15 protein-coding genes are annotated in these 18,036 nt (G+C 41.9%); 7 read left to right on the forward strand and 8 right to left on the reverse strand.

Annotated elements, in window-relative coordinates; translation table 11 throughout:
• The first annotated feature begins 96 nt into the window (after positions 1–96).
• Genes addB through NSQ36_RS05295 form a run of 5 tightly spaced genes read left to right on the forward strand, consistent with a single transcriptional unit; the run spans position 97 to position 12,195 of the window.
• Entirely contained in the window at positions 97–3,606 is a 3,510-nt protein-coding gene (addB, locus tag NSQ36_RS05275) for a helicase-exonuclease AddAB subunit AddB (protein ID WP_339206959.1), read from the forward strand.
• The gene (gene addA / locus NSQ36_RS05280) at positions 3,584–7,282 is read left to right on the forward strand and encodes a helicase-exonuclease AddAB subunit AddA (protein ID WP_251191012.1); all 3,699 of its coding nucleotides are present in this window, start codon (positions 3,584–3,586) and stop codon (positions 7,280–7,282) included. The genes addB and addA overlap by 23 nt, the downstream gene beginning before the upstream one ends.
• Before the next feature lie 26 nt (positions 7,283–7,308).
• Positions 7,309–8,484: an exonuclease subunit SbcD gene (gene sbcD / locus NSQ36_RS05285; protein ID WP_044139868.1), complete on the forward strand. Its 1,176-nt coding sequence runs from the start codon at positions 7,309–7,311 to the stop codon at positions 8,482–8,484.
• Positions 8,481–11,876 carry an SMC family ATPase gene (locus NSQ36_RS05290; RefSeq protein ID WP_251191011.1) on the forward strand — a complete coding sequence of 1,132 codons (3,396 nt, stop codon included), beginning with the start codon at positions 8,481–8,483 and terminating at the stop codon, positions 11,874–11,876. Before sbcD ends, NSQ36_RS05290 begins: the two co-directional genes overlap by 4 nt.
• A 19-nt stretch (positions 11,877–11,895) precedes the next feature.
• Positions 11,896–12,195, forward strand: a complete 300-nt coding sequence (locus NSQ36_RS05295; protein ID WP_113386916.1) for an HNH endonuclease — start codon at positions 11,896–11,898, stop codon at positions 12,193–12,195.
• 45 nt (positions 12,196–12,240) lie between these two features.
• On the opposite strand, the gene NSQ36_RS05300 is transcribed toward NSQ36_RS05295, so the two are convergent.
• From NSQ36_RS05300 to NSQ36_RS05335, 8 genes are all read right to left on the reverse strand, one after another.
• Positions 12,241–12,459: a spore germination protein gene (locus NSQ36_RS05300; RefSeq protein ID WP_003211468.1), complete on the reverse strand. Its 219-nt coding sequence runs from the start codon at positions 12,457–12,459 to the stop codon at positions 12,241–12,243.
• Positions 12,460–12,481: 22 nt separating this feature from the next.
• Complete coding sequence (locus NSQ36_RS05305; protein WP_050945359.1) at positions 12,482–12,913, reverse strand: spore germination protein GerPE; 432 nt, start codon at positions 12,911–12,913, stop codon at positions 12,482–12,484.
• A complete protein-coding gene (locus NSQ36_RS05310; RefSeq protein WP_003210893.1) occupies positions 12,913–13,089 on the reverse strand; it encodes a germination protein GerPD in 177 nt (58 codons plus the stop codon). Before NSQ36_RS05310 ends, NSQ36_RS05305 begins: the two co-directional genes overlap by 1 nt.
• The gene (locus NSQ36_RS05315; RefSeq protein WP_003211179.1) at positions 13,086–13,700 is read right to left on the reverse strand and encodes a spore germination protein GerPC; all 615 of its coding nucleotides are present in this window, start codon (positions 13,698–13,700) and stop codon (positions 13,086–13,088) included. Before NSQ36_RS05315 ends, NSQ36_RS05310 begins: the two co-directional genes overlap by 4 nt.
• A 31-nt stretch (positions 13,701–13,731) precedes the next feature.
• The gene (locus NSQ36_RS05320) at positions 13,732–13,965 is read right to left on the reverse strand and encodes a spore germination protein GerPB (RefSeq protein ID WP_003210877.1); all 234 of its coding nucleotides are present in this window, start codon (positions 13,963–13,965) and stop codon (positions 13,732–13,734) included.
• A gap of 14 nt (positions 13,966–13,979) precedes the next feature.
• Positions 13,980–14,201, reverse strand: coding sequence for a spore germination protein (locus NSQ36_RS05325; RefSeq protein ID WP_251191010.1), 222 nt, complete (start codon positions 14,199–14,201; stop codon positions 13,980–13,982).
• 127 nt (positions 14,202–14,328) lie between these two features.
• Positions 14,329–14,490 carry an aspartyl-phosphate phosphatase Spo0E family protein gene (locus NSQ36_RS05330; protein WP_012009503.1) on the reverse strand — a complete coding sequence of 54 codons (162 nt, stop codon included), beginning with the start codon at positions 14,488–14,490 and terminating at the stop codon, positions 14,329–14,331.
• A 122-nt stretch (positions 14,491–14,612) separates the two neighbouring features.
• The gene (locus tag NSQ36_RS05335; RefSeq protein WP_251191009.1) at positions 14,613–15,707 is read right to left on the reverse strand and encodes a CotH kinase family protein; all 1,095 of its coding nucleotides are present in this window, start codon (positions 15,705–15,707) and stop codon (positions 14,613–14,615) included.
• A gap of 931 nt (positions 15,708–16,638) precedes the next feature.
• Here NSQ36_RS05335 and NSQ36_RS05340 point away from each other — a divergent pair.
• Together NSQ36_RS05340 and NSQ36_RS05345 are read left to right on the forward strand one after the other, a co-directional pair.
• The gene (locus tag NSQ36_RS05340) at positions 16,639–17,544 is read left to right on the forward strand and encodes a fumarylacetoacetate hydrolase family protein (RefSeq protein ID WP_113386918.1); all 906 of its coding nucleotides are present in this window, start codon (positions 16,639–16,641) and stop codon (positions 17,542–17,544) included.
• Between the two features lie 92 nt (positions 17,545–17,636).
• A complete protein-coding gene (locus NSQ36_RS05345) occupies positions 17,637–18,005 on the forward strand; it encodes a YisL family protein (RefSeq protein WP_003212021.1) in 369 nt (122 codons plus the stop codon).
• The last annotated feature ends 31 nt before the right edge of the window (positions 18,006–18,036 follow it).

The following is an 18,036-nucleotide window of genomic DNA, read 5'->3' on the forward strand; positions in this document are numbered from 1 at the left end:
CTTTTTTCAGAAAGGAGAATGGGAACGTGATCGGAAAATAGCTATTTACCTTTATTTTCGCTAGAATATGAGTACATAAGAAAGGTGTTGTGGAACGTGGAGATTCAGTTTTTAGCAGGCAGATCGGGGAGTGGAAAAACGACTGCAATCTTAGAGGAAATCAAAGAACAGCTTCGGCTTGATCCGTTGGGTCCGCCAATCATTTTTTTAGTCCCGGATCAAATGACATTTTTAATGGAATATGAGCTTGCGAAAACGTCTGAAGCTGGTGGAATGATCAGAGCTAAAGTATTTAGTTTCACTCGTCTTGCTTGGTCGATTTTAAAGCAGACTGGTGGAGCGAATCGGCAATTTGTGACAAGCACAGGAATTCAAATGCTTTTAAGAAAAGTGATTGAAGAGCAGAAAGACAAGTTTAAAGTATTCAAAAAAGCGAGTGATAAGCCGGGGTTTGTGGAGCAAATCGAAAAAACGATGGCTGAATTCAAAAGATACTGTATGCTGCCGGAGGATATTGAGAAAATTTCAGCGTCTAGCATGCATTCAGAGTATACAGAAGAAAGACGGGCAGCCGAAAAATTGCATGATCTCCATGTTCTTTATCAGCAGATGGAGCAGCATTTACAAGATGAATACGTGCACTCAGAAGACTATTTGACTCTTCTTTCCCAGCAAATTCCTTCAGCTGAAGAAATAAAAGGAGCACACATCTATATAGATGGTTTTTATCAATTTACACCGCAGCAGCTTCTTGTCATTGAACAGCTCTTGCTGCATGCAGCAAAAATAACTGCGGCTTTCACAGTAGATCGATCCTATCATGATAGGCAGCCAAATGAACTTGATTTATTTCGTATGACAGGTAAAACGTATTTCCAGCTCTATCAGCTTGCTAAAGAGTGCGGAGCTGACATTTCTGAAAATATTTTTGAAAGAAATCATCGGCACCTTTATACACCAGATCTTGCTTATTTAGAACACCAATATGAGCATCGGCCCGTTCAGCCATATCAGGAAAACACCCCTCATCTCACAGTGTCTAAAAGTGCAAATAAACGAGCTGAAATTGAGGGAGTAGCGAGAGATATCCTTGATTTAGTGAGAGAAAAAGGACTCAGACTGCGAGATATCTCGATTGTAGCGCGGCATGTAGATGACTATAAAGATACGTTAAAAGAGGTTTTTCGAGATTACGATATTCCTTTTTTTATTGATGGAAATGAATCGATGCAGTATCATCCGCTCATTGAATTAATTCGTTCGAGCTTGGATGTCATAAAAGGAAATTGGCGGTATGAAGCGGTATTTCGCTGCGTGAAAACAGAGTTCTTATTTCCGCTTGAAATCACTAAGAACAAAGCGAGAGAGCAGGCAGATCAGCTTGAAAACTATTGCATTGCTTATGGTGTAAAAGGAGAGCGCTGGACAAACGGTTCCCGGTTTCATTACAGGCGTTTCCAATCATTAGATGAGGATTTCGGACAAACAGATCAAGAAATTGAAATGGAACAAATGCTAAATGACGTCAAAGAATGGATCGCGCCCCCGCTTTACCAGTTGCAGAAAAGGCTCAAAAAAGCGCAAAAGGTAAGGGACATGGTAGAGGCTGTCTATGTCTTTTTAGAAGAGATACAAGTACCAGATAAGCTTGAAAAAGCGAGGCTTGAGGCTGAAGAAGCAGGTCGATTAGCTGAAGCAATGCAGCACGGGCAAGTATGGGATGCGGTGATTCAATTAATGGATGAATTTGTTGACATGCTAGGTGACGAAGAGCTCTCATTTCCCTTATTCCAACAGATGATAGATACAGGATTAGCTTCTCTAAAATTCGCTTTGATTCCGCCTTCACTCGACCAAGTATTTATTGGAAGTATGGATTTATCCAGAATGTATCAAGTGAAGTGTACGTTTATCATTGGTGTAAATGATGGCGTTATTCCCGCACGTCCCTCTGATGAGAGTGTATTGTCTGAGGATGACCGAGAATGGTTAAAACGAGCAGGAGCAGAGCTAGCAGAGACAGGAAAAGAACGGCTGCTAGATGAGCAATTTTTAATTTACCAAGCGTTATCAAGTCCATCCCGTCATTTGTATCTATCCTATGCGGCTTCTGATGCAGAAGGACGTTCTCTATTGCCTTCGACACTCATCAAGTATTGCCAAGAGCTTATGCCAAATCATCAACAGGCTCTTTATGTGTTAGATCCAGAACAACTGGAAGACGATGAGCAATTAAAATTTGTAGCGAATGAGCATGTTTCGTTGTCGTATACCATCTCACAGCTGCAGCAATGGCTCAATCAATATCCCATCAGCGGTGTATGGTGGAGTGTCTATAACTACTTAATGACATCTCCTCATCGGGATGTATCAAAAAACATCATGTCAAGCTTGTTCTTTACAAATCGAGCGAAGCCATTAAAGCCTAATGTCACAAAAGAGCTTTACGGTGACCATATTCAGGGCAGTGTTTCAAGAATGGAGAAGTTCAATGCGTGTGCATTCTCTCACTTTGCTTCCCACGGTTTAAAACTAAAGGATCGACAATTTTACAAATTGGAAGCACCCGATATCGGCCAATTGTTTCACTCGGCTTTGAAGCATATTTCAGATACGCTAGTTGAACAAAAAAAGGATTGGAAAAACCTAACGAAGGAAGATTGTGTCACCTATTCAAGACATGCAATCGAACAGCTTGCTCCGCGTCTTCAAAAGGAAATTCTATTAAGCTCTAATCGGCATGCTTATATTAAAGAAAAGCTTCAGAAAATCTTGATTCGAGTCTCTTCTATATTAAGTGAACATGCCAAATTGAGTGGATTTTCTCCGGTAGGGCTTGAGTTAGGTTTTGGAGGTCAAGGGCCTTTGCCGCCGTTTACTTTTCAATTAAAGAATGGCTGCACGATGGAGCTTGTCGGAAGGATTGACAGGGTAGATAAGGCAGAAGGTTCAAAAGGGCTGCTTTTAAGAATCGTCGATTACAAATCCAGTGAGAAAGGTCTTGACCTAGCAGAAGTATACTATGGTCTTGCCTTGCAAATGCTCACATACTTAGACCTAACCATTACGTATTCGAAAGAGTGGCTCGGCGTAGAAGCAACGCCTGCTGGTATTTTATATTTCCATATTCATGATCCGCTCATTCAAGCACCGATTCCACTTGCAGAGGATGAAATTGAGCAGGAAATCTTCAAGAAATTTAAAATGAAGGGTTTATTGCTTGAAGATGTGGAAGCAGTAAAGCTAATGGATCAAACGCTTGATTCAGGTAGATCGCAAGTCATTCAAGCCGGTTTGAAAAAGGATGGGTCTTTCCGTTCTGATTCGGCAGTTTTAAGTGAGGATCATTTCCATATACTCACACAACACGTTCGGCGCACATTTGAAGAAGCAGGCGAAAGAATTACAAATGGAGAGGTCGCAATTAATCCATATAAATTAAAGGATCAAACACCTTGCCGCTTTTGTTCATTCAAGTCTATTTGCCAATTCGATGAATCAATAGAAGATAATGATTTTAGGGTGCTCACCTCTGAAAAGGATGATGTTGTGATAGAACGGATCAAAAAAGAAGGGGATCAGTATGCAAATACCAAAACCGAATAACAGTACGTGGACGGATGACCAGTGGGAAGCCATCGTTTCAGAAGGACAAGATATCTTGGTTGCGGCGGCGGCAGGGTCAGGTAAAACAGCTGTTTTGGTTGAACGCCTGATTCGAAAAATGACCCGGCCTGAACATCCAGTTGATGTGGATCGTCTGCTCGTTGTGACTTTCACAAATGCTTCTGCGGCAGAGATGAAGCATCGGATCACAGAAGCACTTGAAAAAGAATTAGCCAAAAACCCTGGGTCTCTTCATATGAGAAGGCAGCTGTCCCTCATGAATCGAGCCAATATTTCAACCTTGCACTCCTTTTGCTTGCAGGTTTTGCGCACCTTTTACTATGAAATTGATCTTGATCCAGGCTTTCGTTTGGCTGACCAAACAGAAGGAGAATTATTAGGAGATGAAGTGTTAGACGAACTGTTTGAGGATGAATATAAGGCTGGAAAGCCATCATTCTTTGAATTGGTTGATCGTTATACATCTGACCGTCACGACTTAGATTTGCAATGGCTCGTGAAGAGAATTTATGAGTTTTCGAGATCTCATCCTTCTCCGGAGCAATGGATGCGGGCATTTCTTTCACTTTATGATGTAGATGCTCAAACAAAAGTAGAAGAATTACCGTTTTATCCATATATCAAAGAAGATCTTTCTCTCGTTCTCCGGAGCTGCCAGGAGCTGCTTGAACGAGCTCTTTCGCTATCAAAAGAACCGGGCGGCCCAGCACCGAGAGCAGAGAATTTTATAGATGATTTAGAGCAAGTCAATGAATTAATCCGTCATCAAGATGATTTTGAGAAGCTTTATGAGCTTTTGCCGAACGTTAATTTTAAAAGGCTCAAAACGTGCAAAGGGGACGAATATGACCCTGCTCTCTTAGAAAAATCCACTGATGCACGTAATCAAGCAAAAAAACAATTAGAAAAACTAAAAGATGAATACTTCATGCGCAGTCCTGCCCAGCATTTAAAAAGCTTAGCTGAAATGAAGCCAGTTGTGGAGACGCTTGTAGAGCTTGTGATCCAATTTGGTGAGCGTTTCGAAAGAGCGAAGCAGGAAAAGTCAATTGTCGACTTTTCGGATTTAGAGCACTATTGCTTACGCATTTTAGCGGAGCAGGATGCAGAAGGACATTTGATCGAAACAGAAGCTGCCAAATACTATCAACAGCAGTTTGAAGAAGTGCTCGTTGATGAATATCAGGATACAAACCTTGTACAAGAAACGATTTTAAAGCTTGTATCTAAGGGGAAACATTCTGCAGAGGGCAATCTGTTTATGGTTGGTGATGTAAAGCAGTCTATTTATCGTTTTAGGCTGGCAGAGCCTATGCTCTTTTTAAACAAATATAAACACTTTCAACCAGACGGCAAAGAAACAGGGAAGAGAATCGATTTAAATAAAAACTTCCGTAGCCGTTCAGATGTTTTAGATAGTACGAACTTTTTGTTCAAGCAGCTGATGGGGGAAACAGTGGGAGAAATTGAATATGATGAACAAGCTGAATTAAAGCTTGGAGCGAGTTATCCAGAAAGCAAAGATACAACGACAGAAATGCTTCTTGTCCACTTAGATCAGCAGGAAGCAGAAACCGGCGAAGAGCGAGAAGAGCTCGAGACCGTCCAATTTGAAGCGAGAATCATTGCTAAAAAAATAAAAGAATTAGTGGAGCAGCCATTTCAAGTGTACGATGCAAAGCAGCAAATGACCCGTAATTTGCAGTATCGTGACATTGTCATTTTGCTTCGGTCTATGCCTTGGGCTCCGCAAATGATGGAGGAATTAAAGAAGCAGGGAATCCCTGTATATGCGAATCTTTCCTCTGGTTATTTTGAAGCAACAGAGGTGTCTGTCATTCTTTCATTGTTAAAAGTCATCGATAATCCATATCAGGATATCCCGCTTGCTGCTGTTTTAAGATCACCTATTGTTCATTTAGACGAAAATGAATTGGCTCTGATTCGAACGAGTGATAAAAAAGGCACGTATTATGATGCTGTAAAGGCATTCATGAGTGTGACGCATTCTGATCACCCTACATGCAAAAAACTAGAGCGATTTTTCCAATTACTGCGCAAGTGGCGTGATTTTTCTATCAATCATTCGGTGGCAGAATTAATTTGGGAAGTCTACCGTGATACGCAGTATCTTGAATATGTTGGCGGAATGCCTGGAGGTAAGCAGCGACAGGCAAATCTTCGTGCCCTTTATGACCGGGCTAAGCAATACGAAAAAGCTGCCTTTAGAGGGCTATTCCGATTCCTTCGTTTTATTGAAAGAATGCAGGAGCGTGGGGATGATCTTGGTGCAGCAAAAACGTTCAGTGAAACAGAGGACGTTGTGCGCATGATGACGATCCACAGCAGTAAAGGATTAGAATTTCCAGTCGTCTTTACCGCAGGGCTCGGCAGAAACTTTAATATGATGGACTTAAACCAGCCCTATTTACTTGATAAAGAACTAGGCTTTGGAAGCAAGTACATCCATCCTGAGCTGAGAATTAGTTATGCGACATTACCACTTGTGGCGATGAAAAAAAAGATGAGAAAAGAGTTGTTATCTGAAGAATTAAGGGTCCTATATGTAGCGCTCACAAGGGCTAAAGAAAAATTATTTCTAGTCGGCTCTGTCAAAAATCAGGTGAAAGCATTAAGCAAATGGCAAAATGCCGCAACCGGAGAAGAGTGGCTGCTCCCTGATTTTGAACGGTATCAATCGAAAACATACTTAGATTTCATTGGCCCTGCCCTTATCCGTCATCAAGCGATGTCATCTGTTTTAGAAGAAACAGGAGATATTGTTCTTTCGCATCCGTCTACATTCACTATCTCATTTACGCAAGCTTCTGATCTTTTAAAGGAAGATATGTCACTTGAAAAAAAGGAGCAAGACGAGATTGTACAAGCATTGATCGATGGTCTACCTGTTGAAGGATATGGTGATGCTGATGAGAAGGTGGCAGAGAGACTCTCATGGAAATATCCGTATCTAGCGGCCTCGCAAGTCGGCACAAAGCAGTCTGTTTCCGAGATAAAAAGAATGAAAGAAATACAGGATGAGTACAGTGTTCCTTCTTCTATTCGAAAAGCTCGTGCAACATTGTATGACCGGCCAGCTTTCATGAAGAAGAAAACACTCACTGCCGCAGAACAAGGCACCGCAATGCATACAGTGATGCAGCATATCCCGCTCCCTTCTGAGGAGCCCTATGATGAATCACGTATAGGACACCTGCTCGAATCCTTACAGCAGCGAGACTTGCTAACAGATGAGCAGATCCAATCAATTAATCAAGAAGGAATTGCTTCTTTCTTCTCTACTTCAATTGGTCAAAAACTGCTAAAAGCGGACTGGGTAAAACGAGAGGTGTCATTTAGTATGGTGTTACCTGTTAAAGAGGTATACAGTCATATTGATACTGAGGGAGAGCCTGTTCTGATTCAAGGGATGATTGACTGTTTATTTGAAACAGATGGAAAGCTATATTTACTAGATTATAAAACTGATAGAGTACAAGGCAGATATACAGTTGACGCTGCTGAACCGATCTTGAAAAAGCGTTATGAAACCCAAATAGCCTTATATGCAAAAGCTGTAGAGCGTTTGACAAACAGAACATTAGAGGAGAAAATTCTCTATTTCTTCGATGGAAATTTAGAAATTTCTTTATAAATGTATCGGAATGAGAGGTGAATCACATGAGGATTCTGCATACAGCGGATTGGCATTTAGGGAAAACCCTTGAAGGTCGAAGCCGGCTTGATGAGCAAGCACAGTTTTTAGATGAACTGTATCAAATCGTGAAAGACGAACACATTGATGTCATTGTGATGGCTGGTGATGCCTTTGATACTGTGAATCCGCCTGCTAGAGCAGAGCAGCTTTTTTATGAAAGTCTATCTGCTTTATCTGATAAAGGAAAACGCCAGGTAGTGGTCATTTCAGGCAACCACGATAATCCGGATCGTTTATCAGCCGCATCACCTTTAACAAATGATCAAGGGATTCATTTAATTGGATATCCGACAAATGACATCATCCGTGTCGATGTTCCTTCTGCGGATGAACGTTTATCCATTGCAGCACTCGCTTATCCGTCTGAGGCGAGACTAAATGAGGTGCTAGCTGAAACATTTGAAGAGAAATTGCTTCGTGATCATTACAATTTAAAGATTCAACAAGCGTTTCAACATTTAAGTAATCAATTTCAACCGGATACGGTCAATATGGCAACAAGCCACATTTATGTGGCAGGGGGGAGTCAAACAGATTCAGAAAGACCGATTGAAGTAGGCGGCGCATATACTGTTGCGGCTGAAAGCCTGCCAGAATCCGCTTGCTATGTTGCACTTGGTCATTTGCACAGGCCGCAAACGATCAAACGTGCCAAAACGATTGCTCGTTATTCTGGATCACCTCTTGCTTATAGCTTTTCTGAATCAGGTTACGCCAAATCAGTCACAATTGTAGAGGCAAAACCGAATGAAAAAGCGAGCTGGAAAGAAGTGTTTCTATCAAGCGGAAAACCACTTATGAAATGGAAGGCGACTGAGGGACTGAGTCAAGTGTACGAGTGGCTGGATGAAAAACGGGATCTTCAGGCATGGATTGATCTAGAGATTCATTTAACAGATCAGCTCTCTATTGAAGAGATTCATCAGCTCCGAAAGCAGCATAGTGGGTTTGTTCACATTCGTCCAAAGTTCAAAGAACTACAGCAAATAGAAGAGCAAAAGCAAGTGGAAAAACTCTCGATCGAAGAGAGGTTCGTGAAGTTTTATGAGCGCCAGACAGGTGGCGGTCTGCCTGATGAAAAAACAGTCAAACTGTTTTTAGAGCTAGCCAATGATATGCAAGAGGAGGAAGCGACTTGAAGCCGATTACGCTGACCATTAAAGGACTTCATAGCTTCAGAGAAGAACAAATAATTGACTTTAGCTCATTATGTGATGCGGGTGTGTTTGGCATATTTGGACCGACAGGAAGTGGAAAGTCTTCCATATTAGACGCCATGACACTGGCACTCTATGGCAAAGTGGAGCGTGCGTTAAATAATACACATGGTATTTTGAACCAAGCGGAAGAAAAGCTGTCGGTTTCCTTTACATTTGCTTTGCAAAAGGAACACCACATTTCTTATAAAGTTGAACGTGCTTTCAAACGAGCGGATGAAATGAAAGTCAGAACGACATTATGCCGCCTAATTGAAATCGGTGATACGCAGACAGTTCTCGCAGATAAAGCGAGTGAGGTGAATCGTAAAGTAGAAGAACTACTCGGATTAACCATTGATGACTTTACCCGTGCGGTTGTCTTACCTCAAGGGAAGTTTGCAGAATTTCTCTCCCTCAAAGGGGCAGACAGACGTCAAATGCTTCAGCGGTTGTTTAACTTGGAGAAATATGGAGATCAACTCGTCAAGCGATTGCGTGCAAAGGCTCAAAAGCATTATGGGCAAAAAAATGAACTGCTAGCTGAACTGAATGGTTTAGGAGAAGCTGGTCCAGAGGCGCTGGCAAAAGCAAAGGAAGCAGCTGAGCAGGCAAAGGCTATTTTTCATGAGAAAAAACAAGCGCGGGACGAAGCGTTCACTGCTTTTACAAAGGCGCAAGCGATCTGGCAGTATCAAAAGGAACAAGAAGCTTACGAGACTGAACAAAACAAGCTGAATTTACTGGCACCATCAATAGAAGAGAAAAAGACGAAGCTCCATATCGCAGAGCAGGCAGAGACGCTAAAGCCCTATGCGGATGCATTGACAAAGGCTGAAAAACAGCTTTCTCAAGCATCGAAAGAGCAACAGGAAGCAGAAAAGCAGCTGCTGCATCAACGAACGATCTATGATCAAATGGTGCGGGAGTATGAGCAAGCCCGGCAAAAGAAAATAGAGACAGAGCCAGACCTTCTCCAAAAGAAAGAACAGCTGATTCAGCTAAAAGAAATTGAACGTAAAAAAGAGGCAGCTTTTCAGGAAAAGACGAGCATAGAGCGCCAAAAAAATGAAAAAGCGCAGCAGCTCCTCCAAAAGAAGAAAGAAGCGGAGAATCTCCAATCTCTATTAGAGCGTGCACTAACGAAACAAACACAGCTGAAAAATGAGCTGGAGCAGTTACAAGTTTCAGTGAAAGAACGTAAAAGTGTACAGGATGCTTTACGTTTAAGTGAAAATGTTGAAAGAATAAACCTTAGTATTCAAAAGGAAAAGCAAAAGCTGGAGGAGCTCAACAAGCGAGCCTCACAGACTTCAGAAGCATATGAAAAGCTTCAAAAGCAGCAAAACGACCATTATGAAAAAATAGACCAATCGTTTCAAGCAATTGAACACCTCTATTTTTATGTATGTGAACTCGAACGAGCTCTGGCAGAATGGAGTCAAAAAGAACAACAACAGAAACTCGAAAAATTAAAGCAGCGTGATGCGGTAAGGGCGGCAGAATTAAGAAAAGAATTAGCGGCAGAGCTAGTAGATGGTGAGCCATGTCCGGTTTGTGGGTCGATTCATCATGATCCAAAGGCTTTGCAATCCAATGACCATGAAGAAACCGTGGCACAAGTCGATGAAGTCATTCAACGGATGGACAAAGAGCTCAAGCAGGCAGAGGATTATGGGAGAGACATGTATGCCGCAAAGCAGCTTCTCGAAACGCATGCCAATCAATTAGTGAAGCAATTCGCTTTCTTATCTCAGAAAGCCCCTGGAGCGGAAGTCGCTGCAGCAGTAGAAACGGTACAAAATTCGCAGTCTTTGCAGGGTCTGGTGCAAGAATGGAAAGGCATAAAACAGGATACTCAAGAAGTTGAACATAAACGAGCTCGTTTAATGGATGAAACGCATGATCAAGTAGCAGAGATGAGCAAGATAAAAGAGCAAATGACTTTTGAACAGCAGCGCATCGAAGAATTAGAGGTGCTGATCAAAGAGTTTGATGCTGAGCTTTCAGAGCAAACGACTCAATTTGAACAGACCTTCCCGCATCTTACATTGAATCAAGTACAAGAAATGCAAAAGCAAATCGATGAAAAGGACCAACAAGCGGAAGGCTATAAAGAACGTATTGAGAAAAGCATTACGTTTTTGGAAGAAAAACAGCTAGCAAAAGAGCAGCTGCAGACAGTGATATACAATGTCGAGAAAGAACTTGATAAACTAGCGCATCAGTTAGAAAGTCAGCAGCAGCTTATCCAACAATATGAAACAGATTTAGGCCGATATCCATTAAAAGCTGCCTCAATTTCTGATGAACTTATAGAGGTTGAACACACCCTTTCTCTTCTTAATGAAAAAGAGCAGCAATCGTACAAGCAATTGCAGCACGCGCAGCAGTTGTTTAGTGAAGCGCAAAGTCATTTTTCAAGCAGTGAGCGTCAGCTTCAAGAGGCGAACAGGCGAAAACATGAAGCAGAAGCAGCATGGGAAAAACAAGCAGAATCTTCTCCTTTTCATATGCCGCAGGAAATTGAGTCTGTTTCAATGGAACAGCCAGTACGTCAATCGGTCAAACAGGAAATTGAGGAGTTTGAGGATAAAAGAAAGGAATGTGCCGCAAACTTAAAGCGAATTTCTGAATTACTGAAAGAAGAGTCACTGGATGAAAAGCAGTGGACAGACATTCAGCACAGAAAAGCTGCAGCTGAAAAAGCATTGGAAGAAGCGACAGCAATGAGTGGGTCCGCACATGAACACCTGCGTGTGATTGAAGAGAATCATCAGCGCTTTGCAAGTATTCACGAACGATTGGAAGCACTGCAGGAAGAAATTGATCGCCTTGATAAACTGCAAACTGTTTTTAAAGGGAATACGTTTGTTGAATTTTTAGCAGAAGAACAGCTGGAAAGTGTCAGTCGTGATGCATCCGCCCGCTTAGGTATGTTGACGAGACAAAGATATGCGATTGAGGTCGACTCAGAAGGCGGCTTTGTTATGCGAGATGATGCAAATGGCGGTGTTAGGCGTCCTGTGTCCAGCTTGTCCGGCGGGGAAACCTTCTTGACATCACTGGCGCTTGCCCTTGCTCTTTCTGCACAAATTCAGCTGAGAGGTGAATTCCCACTGCAATTCTTTTTCCTTGATGAAGGATTCGGTACGCTCGATCAAGACTTGCTTGATACGGTCATTACCGCATTAGAAAAGCTACAGTCTCACAATTTAGCAGTTGGTGTTATTAGCCACGTGGAAGAATTGAAAATGAGACTACCGAAGAAACTGATTGTTCATCCAGCAGATCCAAGCGGGAAAGGGACAACGGTCTCAATGGAATTAATGTAAATGTTGAGGTGATGACAGGGTGGCAAAGCAAACCATTGGATTATGTGAGCTCTGCGGAAGACAACATGTCCTGCTCACAGAACACCACTTAACACCAAGAGAAGAAGGTGGGGCTTTTTTACCGACTACCTTCCTGTGTATCCCCTGCCATAAACAAGTGCATGCCCTCTTTACAAACCAGGAGCTAGCCGTGCGCTTGAACACACTTGATGCACTAAGGCAGGATGAAAAGCTTGCTTCGTACATCAAATGGATTCGAAAACAGCCGGCAAGCAAGCTGGTTAAAACAAAAAAATCGAGACAACGTAGAAAAAAATAAGCATAAAAAGCGCTCCTCTCATGAAATGACTGTAGAGGAGCTGCTTTATGCATTGCCTACCATATTCTGATCATTTAAGTCAGGATCCACATAGTTGGTGGCGCTAATGCCATTATTTAATATCAAGAAATCTCCGGTATTCCCCGCTCCAGAGCCTAAAGCAGATTTTGACGAACTTTTAGGTGAAAGGTAAAATGAGTCACCGACGTTTACGACGCCTCCAGAAATAGAGTTAATGTAAATGGGTCCGACAATTGCTGGCATAATCGACATCCTTTATTCGAAGTCATATCACCATCATATGCGCAGGTAGGTCCACTTGTGAGTTTGGCGGACTTTCGTCGTTGCTAAATAACTCTCGAATATGCTTCACTCGCGCAACGGCATTCATTCTACAAGTAGAGCCGATTTGATAGACAGAGGACGATGATACCCCTTCTACATGTATCGAAGAAACTTTAATCACAGGCTTTTCATGGTAAAAAGCCGTTCTAACTGATCGTTCTGGCAGCATCAATGGAATCGGCTCAAAATATACTTCAAATTCTTTCGCATTTAAGTTTTCTGCTTCATAGCCATAAAACAAACTAAGCGTCCGTTGAACAGCTAACACCTTGACCTTCGGGCATAGCTCCTGTGTATCACCAATTTGAACGACACTCGAAATCCCGACAGAATTCACCTTCGAGAACTTCACTTGAGATGTGCGCTTAATCATTATCGAGGTGCCAGAGGAACAAACGGGCCAATGATCAAAGATTCTGGCGGTGTATCAAAAATGGAGGATAATTGTACATGATCTGTGTCCCCGATGATAAATAGGGAAGAGGACGAAACCCCAACTACTTTAATGCTTCCGGTCTCGATGTTGCGGTTGACGACTGTGAAATTCATCCGTTTTCCTCTCCTTTCGTTTCATTTGGAATATGGGCTAAGAAGTGCTCAATCGCTCGTTTAACATCATGCTTCACATATTCAGCAATTTGCTCTGAACGCTGCAGCGGAGTCATATCTTCCCGGTGCGGGAGCTGTCCTGCATAGTATTTGATTCTGCTGTCAATTTGCTTGCGAATATCCTCAATGATGTGGTGCTTGTTGCTTTCATCAAGAGACCCTTCATATCGCTGCTCCAGCTCTTCAAGAAGTTCTGGCGCTTCTTCATTTAAGAATGCGTCGACAAGCTGGCGTGTTTGATTGAAAAATTGATCAGCCGTTTCTTGCTGCATCATTCCAATGCCCGGGGTTGTTGTTTGGCCCACTTCAAAGTTTTGAACACTGTTTGGATCAGATGGATTGAGGCCGATATTCAGCGTACCTTCCAGCCGCTCGATTTTCAGTTGATCAAATTGATAATCAATCCGTTCAATCGTCGTTGTCGGTTTATCCTTGATCATTTGCATTTCCTGCTGAAGTTCGTTAAGCCTTTTTTCAAGCATCATGATTTGTTGTGTTTGTTTTTGAATGATGCCATATACTTGTGAAGCGTTGCTTTGATAGTCATACATTGACATACACCTCCGGGGATTGCAGATGAACTTAAGTTGTTGGTGACTGAAGCGGTACAAAAGGTGCTGTGCTTGCGCCTTGGGATTCTTCAATTCCTTGTGTGCCTGCTGCGGCAGGTGCTGCTTCTACGTAGCTGCCCGTGTTATACAGATTAGAAAGAGCTTTAATTGAACCAGCGCTCCCAATTTGCAGCACAGAGGAGTTACTGACAGACTCTACACGCAAATAATTAATTTGTATCGCTTGATTAATATAGAAGTTCAACGGATTCTCACTCCTTACAAGTTACTAACAAGCGGTTGATCAATGACATCACTGTCGTACGTATTTGTCACACTTTTATAGTTGCTAATGCGCAATTGATCACCAGTGTTAAAACTGCCTGCGCCAGCAAACGTTTTAACCTGACTATTTGGAGAAATGGTGATGCAGTCTCCAACATGAACGACTCCGCTCGTTCCGACGGCATTTACTTTAAAGGCTCCAACAATAGCCGGCATAGCGGTGCACATCCTTTATAAAAATAAGGCACTTTGTTTTTGGGCGTTTCACCATAGCTTATGATGGGTCTTTTAATGTGTGATTGTCTTTTTGAAAGCTTTTGATGAGAGGAATGAGGTGTATGGTTTACCCTTTTTTAGAGCATTCATTCGAGGTATATTTGATGCCTTTATTTAAGAGTGTGTCAAGCTCTTGACTGCACCTGATGGTTTCTTCGGCATTCATCCCGAATTTTTTTGCGGTCTCAATTAAATGTAATCTTTTTTGTTCAATTTCATAATTGATCATAACGGACGCCAACTCTCACATTTTTTATCAAATAGAAGGATATGGTTAGTATACCCTATTTTTCTATAAAAAAAGTTGTTTCGTCAATATGAGTAATAAAGTGACAAAATTCGAAAGCGTCCTTACGTGCGATCTCTCTCTTTTCTTATTTCAGCCTGTAAATAACGTCGTCTTTTGTTGATATACTGCCGGATGACCTCTCGTTCTGATTGTAGGATGTCTTTTCTATTTCTCGTATAAGGATCATCTCCGATTCGGTTTTCAATAGAAGCATGCCATTTTTCAATAATTGGACAAAGCCGGTCTTCTAAAAAATGTGTATCGAGTACGTGCTGGAAAAGCGTGTAATAGGCTCTCTTAAACGAAGGGATATCTAGTAATCTAGCAGTTAAAGTATTAAAGCCGCTTACTGGAATATAATCAAACGCCATTTCTTCTCCATGAATGTCACGGCCCCATGTCGCATCATAATCCCAAGGAAGCACTTGGAACCTGCCTTGTTCATTCACATAAAGAGCGTAGTTATGGACAAAGCCGTCAAAGTTTTGTGTGCACACAACACCAATGAGCCAGCGGAAATACTGGGTCACATCTAGGTAATGCTCAATCTTTTCGGCAAATATGTCATCTTTCGCTGTGTTGAGAAAGTAAATAAATTCACTCAGCTGTTGATCATGTTGAGAACTCCCTGTTTTTTTCTCGTACCCGAGGAGAAGGTGTTTTTTTGGCTTTTTATCAAATGAACTCAAAAGGGAAAAGTTGGCGTCGTCATCGACTGCATAATAAATGCCGCCTCCTGAAAGCTGTCTTTTCTGAAAAAAGTGCTCATCGACGGATTCTATTTTTAAATAAATGCCTTCTTTTCTTCCGTTTATAGTGAGAAACACATGAGACGCAGCAGGGCTTAGCACGCCCATTTGCTCAAAGAAATAAAAGGACAGCCTGTTTCGGATAAACGAAGGGTCATTGTACTCCGCATTTAAATGAAAGATGGATTCGCCTTGTCTTTGCTTTGGCTTTCGATATTCAATTTGATAGGACTTTTTCTTAAGTTTTCTAATATGAGACCCTCGGTATGAAGCATAAATGTGCGATTTGATCTGGCCGGTTTTCAAAATGGCCTCAACAGGTTCGTCGTTCCATATGTCTTTTCTTAATTCAATCAGGTCCTTTGGATGAATCCAAATATCCATTTGCTTTAAAGGTTCTGTAGTCATGCGTTCATCCTCCTCCTATGCTCTTCTTTACGATATGAAAATGAAGGAATGTCCTGTACCCGTTTGTTAGGTATTCATGGAGTTTTAAAAGAAAGGGGCATCCGCCAAGAACACTTGTCTACCAAGTCTCGTAACATAAAGCAGAGAAGATAAACAGTTTGATCTGTTTGTTTTGTCAAAGTATAGACTGGGAGGGGAATCGTTCGTGAGCACATTTGATCATTCACATATTGAACATGCAGTGGATTCACTTCGAAGTGAAGGACGTGATCATCACTTAGATCGTGAGCCAGAATCGAGACGATCGCATAAGTCAGCTCGTTCTCGTCATTCAAATCGCGGTCATTGGTTCTTTGGCGGTGGTGGACGCCGTAAATCATGTCGCAGTAAAAAAAGCTACAGAAGCCATCGTTCAAAGAAAAGTTATCGCTCGAAGAAAAGCATGAAGAGTAAAAAGTCATATAAAAGCAAGAAATCTTGCAGAAGCAAAAAGAGCGAACCGAAAAAGTCATGTCGCAGCAAACACAGATCCCATCATAAGAAAAGCTGCCGCAAGTCACACCGCAGCAAATGCAGATCGCATCATAAGAAGAGCTGCCGCAAGTCACATCGCAGCAAGCACAGATCGCATCATAAGAAGAGCCGCAAGTCGCGCCGCAGCCATCGATCTAAGCGATCTCATCACCATAGAAGCAGTCGCTCTTGCAAAAGATGTGGAAAGAAAAAGCATCATTCCCGCAGCAGAGGAAATGTTGATCGTAAATGGGATCAAGGGAACATGTGGGAGTATCGCCGCTACCGCTAAACATCAGATCATCTTTTTTGAAACCCTTTTTAAAAGAGAGTATGATAAAAAAGGGTTTTTTTTATTTCATAGAGAAATAAAATGAGACATCATCACTTAGCGAAATGAAGATTGTGAGGGGAAAACATGAAGTTTTTTACAGGTGAGATACATAGCAGGATGTTTATCGGGGTAGTCATTGATGATGAATGGGTCATGGACGTCAAAAAGGCAGAAGCCAAATTATTTGAGCTTGAGACACTGCCAAACTCTTTAGCTGAATGTATTCATATGGGGGACAAGTTTGTTGAGCATGTCAAACAGCTCCTTGACTGGGCTGAGAAAAAAGAAGAGGATCGCGGTTCTTATGTTTATCCGCTGTCGGACGTGAAACTCCATGCGCCGATTCCAAAGCCAGCTAAAAACATTATGTGTGTTGGAAAGAATTATCAAGATCATGTCATGGAGATGGGAAGTGTAGCGGATATTCCTAAAGATGTGATGATCTTTACAAAGGCACCTACTTCAGTCGTTGGACATGAAGCGGATATCCTCCTTCATGAAGATGTGACGAGTGAACTGGATTATGAAGGAGAGCTTGCGATCGTGATGGGCAAATCAGGGAAGAATATTGCACCTGAAGAAGTCCATGATTATCTATTTGGTTACACCATTTTAAATGACGTAACGGCAAGAGATTTACAGAAAAAACACAAACAATTTTTTATAGGGAAAAGCTTAGATACAACCTGCCCGATAGGACCTTATATTGTACATAAGTCTGTGATCGAGGATCACGGCGCGCTCCATGTGGAAACAAAGGTTAACGGAGAGGTTCGCCAGTCTGCAAGTACAGAATTAATGATTTTCTCCATCGAGAACATTGTGTCTACTCTTTCAAAAGGGATGACACTAGAAGCTGGTGACATCATTGCAACGGGAACACCTTCTGGGGTTGGCAAAGGCTTTGAAACGCCTAAATTTTTAGCTTCAGGGGATCGAATCGACATCACGATTGAACCGATTGGGACGCTATCAAATCGCGTCAAATAAAGAGTGAGATGACACAGGATTGTCGCTTTGTGTTCGACTTATTTCGTGGTACGATGAGAAGGTAATTGTTCTGATAAAGGGGGAAATAACAGATGGGAACGCATTTACATATTACAGCATGGGTGCTAGGAATTATTTTATTCTTCGTGGCCTTTGCTCTAGCAGGTAAAAACGACAAAGGTGCTAAAATTGTGCACATGATTGTCAGACTATTGTACTTGATCATTATCGCCACAGGCGTAGAGCTGTATGTTCGCACAGGAATGAAGATTCCAGGTTTCGGTGGCGAGTATATCGGTAAAATGATTTTCGGTATCCTTGTGATCGGCTTCATGGAAATGGTTCTTGTACGCAAGAAAAAAGGAAAATCGGTGACTGGTGTATTGATTGGTTTTATCGTACTCGCGATTGTGACCATTCTTCTCGGGTTACGTCTGCCAATCGGTTTCCATATCTTTTAACATAAAAAGGACATTGCTTATACGAAGCAGT

It is taken from the genome of Bacillus sp. FSL W8-1143 (genome assembly GCF_037965155.1).
Classification (GTDB): Bacteria; Bacillota; Bacilli; order Bacillales; family Bacillaceae; genus Bacillus; species Bacillus pumilus.

What these genes read in the sequence shown, in the direction of transcription:
- addA (WP_251191012.1), top strand. Translation starts at nt 3,584, where the DNA reads ATGCAAATACCAAAACCGAATAACAGTACGTGGACGGATGACCAGTGG.
- sbcD (WP_044139868.1), top strand. Translation starts at nt 7,309, where the DNA reads ATGAGGATTCTGCATACAGCGGATTGGCATTTAGGGAAAACCCTTGAA.
- NSQ36_RS05300 (WP_003211468.1), bottom strand. Translation starts at nt 12,459, where the DNA reads ATGCCAGCAATTGTCGGACCCATTTACATTAACTCTATTTCTGGAGGC.
- NSQ36_RS05305 (WP_050945359.1), bottom strand. Translation starts at nt 12,913, where the DNA reads ATGATTAAGCGCACATCTCAAGTGAAGTTCTCGAAGGTGAATTCTGTC.
- NSQ36_RS05310 (WP_003210893.1), bottom strand. Translation starts at nt 13,089, where the DNA reads ATGAATTTCACAGTCGTCAACCGCAACATCGAGACCGGAAGCATTAAA.
- NSQ36_RS05315 (WP_003211179.1), bottom strand. Translation starts at nt 13,700, where the DNA reads ATGTATGACTATCAAAGCAACGCTTCACAAGTATATGGCATCATTCAA.
- NSQ36_RS05325 (WP_251191010.1), bottom strand. Translation starts at nt 14,201, where the DNA reads ATGCCGGCTATTGTTGGAGCCTTTAAAGTAAATGCCGTCGGAACGAGC.
- NSQ36_RS05330 (WP_012009503.1), bottom strand. Translation starts at nt 14,490, where the DNA reads ATGATCAATTATGAAATTGAACAAAAAAGATTACATTTAATTGAGACC.
- NSQ36_RS05335 (WP_251191009.1), bottom strand. Translation starts at nt 15,707, where the DNA reads ATGACTACAGAACCTTTAAAGCAAATGGATATTTGGATTCATCCAAAG.
- NSQ36_RS05340 (WP_113386918.1), top strand. Translation starts at nt 16,639, where the DNA reads ATGAAGTTTTTTACAGGTGAGATACATAGCAGGATGTTTATCGGGGTA.
- NSQ36_RS05345 (WP_003212021.1), top strand. Translation starts at nt 17,637, where the DNA reads ATGGGAACGCATTTACATATTACAGCATGGGTGCTAGGAATTATTTTA.